Raw genomic sequence first — 12,622 nt, 5'->3', positions numbered from 1 at the left:
TCCTCCACGATCACTGTCCGGACTCTCCTTCCCCTGCAGTTCCATCAGCTGCCTGAGTATCCGCTGTACCGTCTGCACTCTGGGTATCAGCCGTATCAGTTCCTGCATCTGTAGTCTGAGTATCTGTCTGGGCCGCTGTATCAGCTGCTGCGGCAGTATCCTGCGTAACACCAGTCTGCTCCTCATCACCAGCAAGAATCCCCATAATACGTGTAGGAGTGTAAGCTGTACTTAACAGATAAGTTCCAGCCTGCATCTGTCCCTTATATGTAGAAAGTTTCTCCTGTGCAAAGAACACCAGACTGTCATCGATCAGTCCCTTGCTTTTCAGGATCTTGGCTACCTCATAAGTGGATGAGCCTTCCGGAATCACAACTGTCACTTCCTGGCCTGCTCCCGGGCTGACTGCCTGCTGGTTAAAAACATTGTAGCCAAACTGATAGGCCGACTTGCCGATCCAGAAAATCAGCACTGCAACACAGACGTAAAAAGCAGTACGGAAAATTCCACCAGCTACAAAAAGCCCTGCTTTTCCCACCTGATCTCTTGTATTACCCATGTTTCCTCCTTATAACTCAGGAATGTCCAGATCGATTCCCTCTGTAAGTGTCCTGCATATCTTCTGCATAAGTTTACAAAGAGTAAGCTCAGCATCAAGAAATGCGTTTACAAGGGGATCTCTGCGCAGCTCCCTGGATTCTCTGTTGAGCTGCTCCGTTCCCCGGAACAGCTCATCTCTGTTTGCTTCATTCTGTAGTCTGAAATTGTTTCCTCTGAATGTATTCACACGGTCCATAAGCTCCGGGTTCTCCTTCAGAAGATCTCTGTATTTCTCAAATTCCTGATATTCTTCACTGTTCTGTACAGCTGCAAGAAGTGCATCTATACAGTCTTTTATCTCGTTCATCGCGCCTCTGCTTATGCCTCCATAATGATTGGAAGGATCATCGGACTTCTCTTGGTACGTTTCCATACGTAGTCGCTAAGTGCATCCTTCACTGCTGCCTTAATCTTGCTCCAGTCTGTGATACCTTTATCCAGACATCCGTCAAGAGCCAGCTCCACCACTTCTCTTGCATGATCCATAAGGTCTTCTGACTCTCTTACATACACAAAGCCTCTGGAAACAATATCCGGTCCTGCCAGTACCACATTGCTGTGTCTCTCTAATGTCATGACAACGATCATAATACCATCTTCGGAAAGGTGCTGTCTGTCGCGAAGTACAATATTACCAACATCTCCGACTCCAAGACCGTCTACAAGAATTGCGCCTGTGTGTACGGAACCAGTAACAGCCGCACTATTCTCATCAATCTCCAGAACATTTCCGGATTTCAGAATAAAAATATTGTCCTTGGAATATCCAAGTTCCTCTGCAACAAGCTTCTGAGCAGTCAGATGACGATATTCACCATGTACCGGAATTGCATATTTCGGCTTCACAAGGGAGTAGATCAGCTTGATTTCCTCCTGGCAGGCATGTCCGGATACATGTGCATCCTGGAAAATAACCTTGGCACCTTTCATGGAAAGCTCATTGATAACCTTGGATACAGCTTTCTCATTACCTGGAATCGGATGAGAGCTGAAAATAATTGCATCATTAGGTTTAATGGTAATCTTCTTGTGGATATTGGCAGCCATACGGGAAAGAGCAGCCATGGACTCGCCCTGGCTTCCTGTAGTGATCAGAACAAGCTGCTCATCCGGATAGTTCTTTACCTGGTCGATCTCGATCAGAGTCTGGTCCGGAACACGCAGATAGCCAAGTTCTGCGGCAGTGGTAATAACATTTACCATACTGCGGCCTTCTACTGCCACTTTACGTCCAAAGCGGTATGCGGTATTGATGATCTGCTGTACACGGTCTACATTGGAAGCAAACGTTGCGATAATGATTCTTGCAGTCTTATATTCATTAAAAAGATTGTCAAAAACATGACCAACTGTACGCTCAGACATGGTAAAGCCCGGACGTTCCGCATTTGTAGAATCACACATAAGGGCAAGAACGCCTTTCCGTCCGATTTCCGCAAATCTCTGCAGATCAATGGCATCTCCAAATACAGGGGTATAGTCCACCTTGAAGTCACCTGTGTGTACCACGATTCCCACAGGAGAATAAATAGCCAGTGCAGATGCATCCTGGATACTATGGTTCGTCTTAATAAATTCAATTGCAAAATCACCAAGATTGATCACCTGACCGTGTTTTACCTCTTTTAACTTGGTAGTTTTAGTCAGATTATGCTCCTTCAGCTTGTTGCTGATCAGCGCAAGCGTCAGTTTGGTGGAGTAGATCGGTGCATTTACTTCCTTCAGTACATATGGAAGCGCACCAATATGATCCTCATGACCATGGGTGATCACAAATCCTTTCACCTTGGAAATATTCTCTTTCAGGTAGGTAATATCCGGAATTACAAGATCGATTCCCGGCATATCATCTTCTGGAAAAGCGAGTCCGCAGTCTACTACTACTATACTGTCTTCATACTCAAAAGCTGTAATATTCATTCCAATCTGCTCCAGACCACCAAGTGGAATGATCTTCAGCTTGGAGCCATTGTTATTTTTGCGTGGTCTCTTTAAGGCAGGCTTACCCTGACCGCGGAACTGAGGTTTATAATTTCCCTTGGCCTGCTTATCCTGTCCTTGTTTCTGACCATCTTTTCCGTCCTTTTTCGGCTGTGCCTTATATCTGTAATTTTTATGTCTGAAATTTGGTTTTCTTGTTCCGTTTCCGGCTGCCGGAGTCCTTTGCCCGTTGTTGTTCATTTCATTTTCCGTCTTCAATCAATCTATCCTCCATTTTGCGCACTTTATCCTCCAAACTCACGCTACCAGGATAAAGCGACTTTATTTTGTTTCGGCTGGTAACTGTTCAGTATTTTCACGGTTACATGCTTTACGATGCACAAAAACATGCAAAGCATGATTTCGCATCACTGTTCACGATCTGCCCAGCAAATTATTACATTTCAAGATCTACGTCATCCAACATCTGTTCAAATACTTTGGAAATTGCCACCAGTTCTTCATCATCTTCTACCATCTCATAGCTGGCTTCTTCGCTTCCCTCTTCTGAAACATCTTTCATAATATAGGCGTTTGCCTCATCGTCCTGTGAATCGGAAACCAGAAGATAAGTGATTCCTGCAACTGTAGTCTGTTCTTCCACAAAAAATTCTATAATCCCATCCTCAGATTGAAATTTAATTTTCTCCATTATTTTCGTCCTTATTCATATTCATTCGGTCTAAGTATCCCTGTAAGATCAAAACCGCAGCCATCTGATCGAGAAACTGCTTCCTGTTCTCACGTCTGACACCGGTCTCCATCAAAGTACGCTCCGCTTCTGCCGTAGTCAGCCGTTCATCCCACATCACAACAGGCAGGCCAGTCCTCTTTTCCAGTTTTTCCTTAAACTCAAGAGATTTCACAGCCCGCTCGCCCACAGTATTATTCATGTTCTTCGGATATCCAAGTACAATACGCTCTACCTGATATTCCGAAATCAGTTCTTCAATCCGTGCCATCGTCTGGCGAAGCTTGTTCTCCTGCTTGCGCCAGACAGTCTCCACACCCTGTGCGGTAAGTCCCAGTGGATCACTGACGGCAACGCCCACCGTCTTGGAACCGTAGTCTAATCCCATTAATCTCATAATCAGTATTCCCAGGATCTGTTCTTAATATACTCGGTCAGCAATTCCTCAACAAGTTCATCACGCTCAACCTTCATGATCATGCTTCTGGCACCCTTATGACTGGTGATATAAGTCGGATCACCGGACATAATATAGCCTACGATCTGATTCACAGGATTATAACCTTTTTCTTCCATTGCGTTGTAAACCAAGTCCAGGATTTCTTTTACTTCAAGCTCCTGATCTGGTTTTGTTCTGAAATATTGTGTACTTCCCAGATTATTTTCTGCCATTTTTCTCACGTCCTTACGATTATTTCTTTTTTATTTTAATATAATTACGTGTAAATTACAATCCTAATTTTGCATTGCCTGTCATTTCCGCAATTGTGTGTTACTGTTCTCTCCGCGACCAGTAACACGCTTCGCGGTCACGCCCCTACAGAACCTGTACTTCTTCTCCCTGCAAAATATGTGGCTGCAAAGTTTTTTCCACTTTCACCGCCAGAATATCATTTACACCGTATTCCTCCGTTTTCAGCACCGCCACTTTCACATATTCTCTGGAATGTCCCAGATAATACGCTTTTCCATCAATCTCCACTTCTTCCTCCAGAAGCACTTCCAGAGTCTTTCCCAGAAGAGAAGTCTCATATTCTGCAGCACGCTTCTGGTGCAGCTCCAGCATTTTGTCACTTCTCACAGCTTTTTCTGCCTCTGTCAGCTGCCCGGACATAGCCGCAGCCTTAGTTCCATGGCGACGGGAATATTTAAAAATATGGGTTTCATAAAAATGAATATCTTTCACAAAATCATAGGAGGCCTGGAAATCCTCTTCTGTTTCCATTGGAAAACCAACGATCACATCTGTTGTCAGCGCTGGATTTCCGAAATATTTGCGAAGAAGTTCACATCTTGCTTTATACTCCGCACTTCTATATCGTCTGTTCATTCTCTCAAGAGTCGTATCGCACCCACTCTGCAGGGAAAGATGAAAATGGGGGCAGACTTTTGGCATAGAAGACAACTCTTTTGCAAATTCTTCCGTAACGATTCCCGGTTCCAGGGAGCCAAGGCGGATTCTCTGAATTCCTTCCACTTCATTTACTGCCTGAATAAGAGAAAGCAAAGTTTCTTTTTTGTCCTCAGGAAAATCCACTCCATAGGAACTGAGATGAATTCCTGTAAGCACCACTTCTTTGTAGCCAGCTTTGGCCAGCTTGTGCACTTCATTTAAAATATTCTCTTTTTCCCTGCTTCGCACGCGGCCTCTTGCGTAGGGAATGATACAATAGGTGCAAAACTGGTTGCAGCCATCCTGCACCTTAATATAAGCACGTACATGCTCAGCTGTACGGCTGATTTCCAGTTCTTCATATTCCTTTGTCTGGTTAATCTTAATAATATGAGCCTGACGCTGGTGTTCTTTTTCAAATTCAGCCAGAACTTCCACAATATTTTTTTTCTGGTTATTTCCAAGTACCAGATCTACTGCTTCGTCCGTTTCCAGTTTTCCCTCGTCAGTCTGTACATAACATCCTGTTGCTACTACCACCGCATCCGGGTTCATCTTTTTCGCCTTGTGGAGCATCTGACGGGACTTACGGTCTGCAATATTTGTTACCGTACAGGTATTTATTACGTAAACATCAGCACCTGGTTCAAAAGGTACAATTTCATACCCTGCCTGTTCCAGAAGCTGCTGCATAGCTTCCAGCTCATAAGAGTTTACTTTACATCCAAGATTGTGTAATGCAACCTTTTTTTTCATTTTTTCCTCCAAAACTAGTACTGTCCACACCATGCAGGATAATTTCTCCGCGGTGCACAGAATTCATGCAAATACGTGATTTCGTGCCGCACTTCCCGGATCTTCTGTAAATTTCATTCACGAAAAGCATCCCGCGGAATATTACCAGTACACAGTAATGTTGTAAATTTTTTATACATTTTCACTAATTCTGCTGCCATTTTTTCTCTTTTTTCACCTTGACTTTTATCCTGCCTACAGGTAATATGAGTACTGTAAAGCAAACTACTAACAATCCAAGGGAGGTTATATCACAATGAAAACAGCAAAAATCTCACTTAACTCTATTGATAAAGTGAAAGCATTTGTAAACGAGATCAGCAAATTTGACTGCGACTTCGACCTGGTATCCGGAAGATATGTGATTGACGCTAAATCTATCATGGGTATCTTCAGCCTGGATTTATCCAAACCGATCGACCTCAATATCCATGCTGACGGAGCTGCTCTTGACAGCGTTATGGAAATCATCGACAAATATACAGTTGAATAATTAAATATTCGATTGTCAGAGGAACTGTTCACAGTTCCTCTTTTTGTTTTTTCGATGACTTCATGCAGTCTCTGAGTACTTTTCCACTTTTTTACTGGATTTCAATCACTTCTGCAGTGCTAAGTGCCGCTTCCATCAGTTCATCAATTTTCTCAGCCAGTTTCTCCTCTGACTTGCGAATCACATTCAGATTCGGCTTTGTAACCGGATGCTTTGCGACAAAAATAGTACAGCAATCTTCATATGGAAGAACAGAAGTGTCATAAGTTCCAATCTCCCAGGAACGCTCTACAATTTCCTGTTTATCAAACCCAATCACCGGACGATATACCGGTAATGTACACACTTCATTCGTTGCTGCAAGACTCTGCAGGGTCTGGCTTGCAACCTGTCCAATGCTTTCACCGGTAATAAGTCCAAGACAGTTATCCTTCTTTGCAAAATGCTCTGCAATTCTCATCATATAACGACGCATAATGATAGTAAGCTCATCATGTGGACACTGATCGTAAATGTACAGCTGAATGTCTGTGAAATTTACTACATGAAGCCTGATCGGTCCACTGTATTTTGCCACCAGCTTCGCCAGGTCCACAACCTTCTGTTTCGCACGCTCGCTGGTATACGGCGGAGCATGGAAATAAACGGCTTCAATCTTAACTCCTCGCTTTGCGATCATATATCCGGCCACTGGGCTGTCAATTCCGCCGGAAAGAAGCAGCATTGCCTTTCCATTGGTTCCAACCGGCATTCCGCCAGGTCCCTTGATGCTCTTGGAATATACATAAATTTTCTCACGGATCTCAACAGAAACGGTAAGTTCAGGCTGATGTACATCCACCTTTGCCTCCGGAAAAGCATCCAGAATGCTTTCACCGATTCTTGCACTTACTTCCATGGAATTTACCGGATAGGACTTCTTTGCACGTCTTGTATATACCTTGAAGGTGCCGTGATAATCCGGATGTACATTCTTCATGTACTCCACAACGTCAGAGCGCATCTGCTCAAATCCTTTGTCCTCGTAGATCACTACCGGACAGATATAAACAATACCGAATACTGTTTTTAATGCAGCTACAGCCTCCTCAAAATCGTATTCCTCCGGACAGAATACATAAACACGGCCCTGCTCCTTCACAACGCGGTAATCGCCCTCTATCTTAGAAAGAGCAATATTCATCTGCTTCACAAGGGCATCTTCAAACAGATATCGATTTTTACCCTTGATAGCTATTTCTGCGTATTTTATTAAAAATGCGTGAAATATCATTTGATTTCCTCCTGTTTCTTTATTTTATGCGGCTGCCGGACTTTCCCCGGCGCTGCATTTCATTCTTCTTTTCCTCACTGCATCAGTGTCTGGAATATCTCCGAAGCATAGGCAGTACCTGCCCGATCACTTCCAATGCATAATCCACTTCTTCAAATGTATTTTCCTCTGAAAAACTGAATCTCAGCGTACTTTCTCTTTGGGCTGCTTCCATTCCCATTGCACTTAAGGTTCCGGCAGCTTTTCTTTTGTGGCTGGAGCAGGCGCTTCCGGCTGAAACATAAATGCCTTTTTCTTCCAGAGTATGAAGCAGCACTTCGCTTCTCACGCCCAGAAAGCTGGCGCTTAAGATCTGAGGTGCACCTTCTCTTATCTCCATTCCGTTGAGACGAACATCAGGAAGTTTCAGAAAACCTTCTGCAAGGCGTTCCTTCAGCTGATACATATGCTCAATTTTCTTATCAAAATCCGTGTAGACCATCTTTGCAGCAACACCCAGTCCTGCAATTCCAGGTACATTATCTGTACCGGACCGCATACCGGCCTGCTGGCCGCCGCCTAAGATCTGAGGCTGAATCCTGGCTTTCTCATTGATATATAAAAATCCTACACCTTTAGGCCCGTGAATCTTATGGCTGCTCACAGAGAGCATATCAATTCCTGCCTTTTTGGGATAAATACGGTATTTTCCAAATGCCTGGATCGCATCTACATGATACAGAGCCTTCGGGCTTTTCTCATGAACCAGTTTTGCAATCTCTTCTACTGGCATCACGGCACCAACCTCATTGTTTACATACATAGTAGATACCAGAATCGTATCTGGGCGCAAAGCCTTCTCTAACGCCTCCAGCTGAACCACACCCCTGTGATCTACAGGTACTATCGTCACCTCATATCCCATCTGTTCCAGGCGCTCTGCGGGCTGTCCTACAGCTGCATGCTCCACTGAGGTGGTGATAATATGGTTTCCGCTTCTTTTATTTGCATCCGCTCCGCCAAACAAGGCCAGATTATTTGACTCTGTTCCGCCAGAGGTGAAAATGATTTCTTTTTCATTTACCTTGAGAATTTTGGCAAGTATCTGTGCAGCTTCACGGACATACTTTTCCGCTTCCACACCTTTTAAATGCATGGCAGAAGGATTTCCAAAATCCTCTGTCATTGTTTTTACTACAATCTCTGCCACCTCAGGATAACATCTTGTGGTAGCAGAGTTATCAAAATATGCTTCCATTTCTTACTTTTCCTCTTTTTTCCAGAGCATGTTAAAAAAAGGCTTTCTGCAAGATGTGCATCACAATTTGCGGAAGCCTTTACCCGGATAAGGGCGCAGCAGCGAGCTGCGGCAGCCGAATTCAGGTGAAGCATACCGCAAAGTGGGGCGTGCAGATTGCTGAAATGATTTTTCAAACAGGCTCTGGCACGTCTTGCAGATTGCTAAAATATTTTTAAACAGACTCAAGCGTATACATCAGAATAGACAGCATGGTCATACCTGCTGTCTCTGTGCGCAGGATTCTTTTTCCCAGGGTCACCGGTTTCCCTCCGGCTTCCATGGCATCTCTCACTTCTTCCTCCTCAAAACCGCCTTCCGGGCCAATAAAAATCCCCACAGATTGTCCAGGCTGAATTGCCGCCAGGATTTCCCGGGTCTCTTTCATACCTTGGGCAAGCTCATAAGGAATCAGAACCACATCCAGTCCTTTTGCAAAGGCAAGTGCTTCTTTCCAGTTCATTACATTTTTCACTTCCGGGATCAGCATACGCTTAGACTGCTTAGCTGCGCTCTCGGAAATCTGCTGCCATCTGGTAACCTTCTTCTGCGCTTTCTTTGCATCCAGCTTCACCACACATCTCCTTGTTTCAACTGGAACAACAGCGTAGGCGCCAAGCTCCACAGCCTTCTGAATGATCAGTTCCATTTTATCCCCTTTGGGAAGACCCTGGAACAAATAAATCCGGCTTGGGAGCTCATACTGGGATTCCTGAGCATAAAGGATATGAAGAACTGCGCTGTCCTCCTGAAATTCTTCTATGGTACAGTGATATTCCTTCTCACTGCCATCGCTGATCCACACATCCTCACCAATGCGCATGCGCAGAACATTTTTCATATGGTTCAGATCCGGACCTGTAAGAGTGATCCTGTGTTCTTCTTCCTGAACCTGATAAGGCTCCACAAAAAAGCGCTGCATAATTATTCCTTTCTGGCCGTGACAGATACCCATTCTCCCTGATGGGTTACCTCAACCAGCTGAAGCCCGGCATCCTTCACTGCCTTTACCACTACTTCTTCTTTCACGTCCAGGATTCCAGAGGTGATATAGTAAGCACCCTTTTTCATCTGATTTACGATAACCGGTGTGAGAGGCACCAGTACATCTGCCAGGATATTGGCTGTTATAATGTCGTATTTCTCATATCCAACCGTATCCTGAACTTCTTTATCATCAATGATATTTCCAATGAGCATGTCAAAAGTCTCATCCTTAATATCGTTAGCCTCTTTATTGTCAGCCACTGCCGGAATTGCACAGGGATCAAGGTCAGTTCCCACAACATGAGCAGCGCCCAGCTTCAAAGCTACAATTCCAAGAATACCGCTTCCGGTTCCAACATCCAGCATCTGGGTGTCTTTTGTCACAAATTTCTTCAGCTGACGGATTACCAGCTGGGTAGTCTCGTGCATACCAGTTCCAAAAGCTGTACCTGGATCAATGTGAAGGATCATCTTATCTTTATCTTCTTCCTTCACTTCTTCCCAGGATGGAACAATAAGAATGTCATCTACATAGAACTGATGGAAATATTCCTTCCAGTTATTGATCCAGTCTTTGTCCTCTGTCTGGGATTCTGTGATGGTACCTTCGCCGATATCCATGTATCCGCGTACTTCTTCAAGGACAGCACGTACTTTCTCGAGAACAGGTGCAGTTTCTGTGTCCTCTTCCAGATAAAAATTCAGATAGGCGATTCCATCATCCGCTGGACCTTCCGGCATAATATCCACAAACATCTGCTCTTTATCTGTCTCGGTAAGGGGCTGTTTGTCCTGAATCTCTACGCCCTCAACTCCAACGTCTGCAAGGGCAGAGATGATAACGTCTTCTGCTTCTGTTTTTGTTTTGATGGTAAAGCGATTCCACTTCATACTATTTCTCCAATCTTATTATTGAAAGCTGTTTCTTCATAATCACAATATGGTATTTTTTAACATCTTTCGAAACGGTTGTTATCTGTTACTTTATTCTGATTTTTCAATTCACCTGACCAATTACTGGATTTTTATGTCCATGTTACTTCTTTTTATGTGCAAAAACATGCACAACCCACTTATGTCGCTGCCCTTTCTGATAAAATCTCCAGAAAAACTCTACCAGAAGCAACGCCGCTGCTGCATCCACAATGTAATGCTGCTTCAGCACCTGGGTAGAGATAATGATCAGAATTGCAAATACCAGAGAAAATCTCTGATACCATTTCGGCACCTTCTCTGAGCCTTCCACACCTTTCCAGCACATCCAGCTCACATAGCAGTGGATAGAGGGAAACAAATTAGAAGGACTGTTCCCGCCATCTAGGGAATATACCAGAGCGAGAATCTTTTCCGAAAGGGTATTTCCTGGGATCTCCGGTCTTATATTGGTGGTCGGTATTAAAATAAAGCAGATAAAGCAAATAAAATGTATGGTCAGATCTGTGGCAACAAACCGGTAAAACATATCCTTACCACGCCTTGCCGCCAGCAAATACCCCACCGCCCAGAATGGAAATGCCAGAATATAAAACCACACAAATACAGGCAGTAAAGGAACTTCCCTGTCAAATGCCATCGTAAAATCAAAGTGATACCTGCCAGCTGTAAGCGCACTGCTTCCCCAGTAAATCAGACAATTCACTGCCATGATGGTCACAAGAGGTACAATAGACCACAGGGGGATATATCGGTTTAACAAATCTCTTTTCTTTGTTTTCAAGGCAAAACTCCTTTCCGGACTCTTGCGATGTTACTGCTCATTTCCTGACCAGCAGCACGGACAGTAACGTTGCGGCTACCCTTTAATATACAATAAGTAACAAAAAAAGAAAAGAGGATATCTCCCCTTTTCTTTATTCTTTTATGGAAAAACTGATTTTTTACTCTTCAAAGGTCTCTTTTAATTTGTCCATGAAGCTTTTTTTCTTCTTTTCGGACTTTTCTGTGCTATCGCCGGCACTGCCTGCAGGACGATTGCCGCATGCCTCGTCAAATTTGCGGAGAGCTTCTTTCGCGTCCTCATTCAGGTTGGTTGGTACCTGAACAACCAGAGTTACGTAGTGATCACCGCGAACATTCTTGTTTCGAAGGGACGGAACACCTTTTCCCTTCAGACGGATTCTGGTATCTGTCTGAGTTCCTGGTTTCACTTCATAGAGAACTTCTCCATCTACTGTATTCAGTTTGACTTCGCCGCCAAGCGCTGCCTGTGCATAAGTAATCGGTGCAGTAGAGTAAATATTCATATCCTGTCTCTGGAAAATCGGATGGCGTGCTACATTTACTTCTACCAGCAGATCGCCTCTCGGACCTCCATTTGTGCCAGGTTCACCTTTATCACGGATACGGATACTCTGACCATTGTCAATACCAGCTGGAATAGATACCTTAATTTTTTTGCGATTGGAAATGTAGCCGGTACCACGGCAATCCGGACATTTATCTTTGATAATTTTGCCAGTACCATGACAATCCGGACACACCTGAACGTTACGAACCATGCCAAACATGGACTGCTGGGTGTAAACGATCTGTCCTTCACCATTACATTTCGGACAGGTAACCGGTGAGGTACCAGCCTTAGCTCCAGAACCGTGACAGGAAGTACATTCATCTTTCAGAGTAATCTCAAGTTCTTTCTCACAGCCAAATACAGCATCCTCAAAGGTGATATTCACGCGTGCACGCAGGTTTGCACCCTTCATAGGTCCATTATTGGCACGTCTGCGGCTTCCGCCGCCTCCAAACAGATCTCCGAAAATATCTCCGAAGATATCACCCATGTCTGCGCCGGAGAAATCAAAGCCGCCGAAACCGCCTGCTCCGCCACCGCCGCCGTTTTCAAAAGCGGCATGACCAAACTGATCATACTGTCTTCTCTTGTCCGGGTCACTTAAGACGCTGTAAGCCTCTGTTGCCTCTTTGAATTTCGCTTCAGCTTCCTTATCTCCCGGATTTACATCGGGATGATACTTCTTGGCAAGCTGACGATATGCTTTTTTTAATGTAGCGTCATCGGCGCTCTTATCAACGCCTAAGACTTCATAGTAATCTCTTTTATCAGCCATGATTTCTTTTCCTAACTTTTTGTATTTGGTTATCTTATGGAAGACGCCAGCGGCGCAATTCCTGTAATA

General features: G+C 44.2%; 15 protein-coding genes and 1 pseudogene. 2 read left to right on the top strand and 14 right to left on the bottom strand.

What is annotated here, in order from left to right; genetic code table 11:
* Window positions 1-10 precede the first annotated feature (10 nt).
* From AB5618_RS13775 to mtaB, 7 genes are all read right to left on the bottom strand, one after another.
* Window positions 11-559: an endolytic transglycosylase MltG gene (locus AB5618_RS13775; protein WP_148461291.1), complete on the bottom strand. Its 549-nt coding sequence runs from the start codon at window positions 557-559 to the stop codon at window positions 11-13.
* A 9-nt stretch (window positions 560-568) separates the two neighbouring features.
* The gene (locus tag AB5618_RS13770) at window positions 569-907 is read right to left on the bottom strand and encodes a YlbF family regulator (protein ID WP_256144468.1); all 339 of its coding nucleotides are present in this window, start codon (window positions 905-907) and stop codon (window positions 569-571) included.
* 11 nt (window positions 908-918) lie between these two features.
* Window positions 919-2,781 (bottom strand): ribonuclease J, encoded by a 1,863-nt coding sequence (locus tag AB5618_RS13765; RefSeq protein WP_256144471.1) that lies wholly within the window; start codon window positions 2,779-2,781, stop codon window positions 919-921.
* Between the two features lie 196 nt (window positions 2,782-2,977).
* Window positions 2,978-3,232: a DUF1292 domain-containing protein gene (locus AB5618_RS13760; protein ID WP_118578546.1), complete on the bottom strand. Its 255-nt coding sequence runs from the start codon at window positions 3,230-3,232 to the stop codon at window positions 2,978-2,980.
* Window positions 3,219-3,668 carry a Holliday junction resolvase RuvX gene (ruvX, locus tag AB5618_RS13755; protein WP_118578548.1) on the bottom strand — a complete coding sequence of 150 codons (450 nt, stop codon included), beginning with the start codon at window positions 3,666-3,668 and terminating at the stop codon, window positions 3,219-3,221. Before ruvX ends, AB5618_RS13760 begins: the two co-directional genes overlap by 14 nt.
* A gap of 2 nt (window positions 3,669-3,670) precedes the next feature.
* Entirely contained in the window at window positions 3,671-3,943 is a 273-nt protein-coding gene (locus AB5618_RS13750; RefSeq protein ID WP_021925017.1) for an IreB family regulatory phosphoprotein, read from the bottom strand.
* Between the two features lie 145 nt (window positions 3,944-4,088).
* A complete protein-coding gene (mtaB, locus tag AB5618_RS13745) occupies window positions 4,089-5,420 on the bottom strand; it encodes a tRNA (N(6)-L-threonylcarbamoyladenosine(37)-C(2))-methylthiotransferase MtaB (RefSeq protein WP_368366845.1) in 1,332 nt (443 codons plus the stop codon).
* Window positions 5,421-5,715: 295 nt separating this feature from the next.
* Here mtaB and AB5618_RS13740 point away from each other — a divergent pair, with 295 nt between their 5' ends.
* Window positions 5,716-5,952: an HPr family phosphocarrier protein gene (locus tag AB5618_RS13740; RefSeq protein ID WP_021925019.1), complete on the top strand. Its 237-nt coding sequence runs from the start codon at window positions 5,716-5,718 to the stop codon at window positions 5,950-5,952.
* A 91-nt stretch (window positions 5,953-6,043) separates the two neighbouring features.
* On the opposite strand, the gene thiI is transcribed toward AB5618_RS13740, so the two are convergent.
* From thiI to AB5618_RS13725, 3 genes are all read right to left on the bottom strand, one after another.
* Window positions 6,044-7,225 (bottom strand): tRNA uracil 4-sulfurtransferase ThiI, encoded by a 1,182-nt coding sequence (gene thiI / locus AB5618_RS13735; RefSeq protein ID WP_118578552.1) that lies wholly within the window; start codon window positions 7,223-7,225, stop codon window positions 6,044-6,046.
* 82 nt (window positions 7,226-7,307) lie between these two features.
* Window positions 7,308-8,462: a cysteine desulfurase family protein gene (locus AB5618_RS13730; protein WP_118578554.1), complete on the bottom strand. Its 1,155-nt coding sequence runs from the start codon at window positions 8,460-8,462 to the stop codon at window positions 7,308-7,310.
* Window positions 8,399-8,587, bottom strand: a complete 189-nt coding sequence (locus tag AB5618_RS13725) for a DUF6783 domain-containing protein (RefSeq protein ID WP_306467803.1) — start codon at window positions 8,585-8,587, stop codon at window positions 8,399-8,401. The genes AB5618_RS13730 and AB5618_RS13725 overlap by 64 nt, the downstream gene beginning before the upstream one ends.
* Here AB5618_RS13725 and AB5618_RS13720 point away from each other — a divergent pair.
* Window positions 8,510-8,680, top strand: a pseudogene (locus AB5618_RS13720) (DUF6783 domain-containing protein); the annotation flags it as partial. The gene AB5618_RS13725 and the pseudogene AB5618_RS13720 overlap by 78 nt on opposite strands.
* On the opposite strand, the gene AB5618_RS13715 reads toward AB5618_RS13720, so the two are convergent.
* The 4 genes from AB5618_RS13715 to dnaJ form a co-directional block, all read right to left on the bottom strand.
* A complete protein-coding gene (locus AB5618_RS13715; RefSeq protein ID WP_195379282.1) occupies window positions 8,677-9,423 on the bottom strand; it encodes a 16S rRNA (uracil(1498)-N(3))-methyltransferase in 747 nt (248 codons plus the stop codon). The pseudogene AB5618_RS13720 and the gene AB5618_RS13715 overlap by 4 nt on opposite strands.
* A 2-nt stretch (window positions 9,424-9,425) precedes the next feature.
* Window positions 9,426-10,379: a 50S ribosomal protein L11 methyltransferase gene (gene prmA, locus AB5618_RS13710; protein ID WP_195379281.1), complete on the bottom strand. Its 954-nt coding sequence runs from the start codon at window positions 10,377-10,379 to the stop codon at window positions 9,426-9,428.
* Window positions 10,380-10,524: 145 nt separating this feature from the next.
* Entirely contained in the window at window positions 10,525-11,205 is a 681-nt protein-coding gene (locus AB5618_RS13705) for a phosphatase PAP2 family protein (RefSeq protein ID WP_226815525.1), read from the bottom strand.
* A 160-nt stretch (window positions 11,206-11,365) separates the two neighbouring features.
* Window positions 11,366-12,553, bottom strand: coding sequence for a molecular chaperone DnaJ (gene dnaJ / locus AB5618_RS13700; protein WP_118578560.1), 1,188 nt, complete (start codon window positions 12,551-12,553; stop codon window positions 11,366-11,368).
* Between the last annotated feature and the right edge of the window lie 69 nt (window positions 12,554-12,622).

The sequence above is a fragment of the Ruminococcus sp. J1101004sp1_RTP21198st1_B9_RTP21198_201120 genome (genome assembly GCF_040924245.1).
GTDB classification, from domain to species: Bacteria; Bacillota; Clostridia; order Lachnospirales; family Lachnospiraceae; genus Blautia_A; species Blautia_A faecis.
Note: the sequence above shows the minus strand (reverse complement) of the source record. Positions and strands in the feature narration are given on the sequence as shown.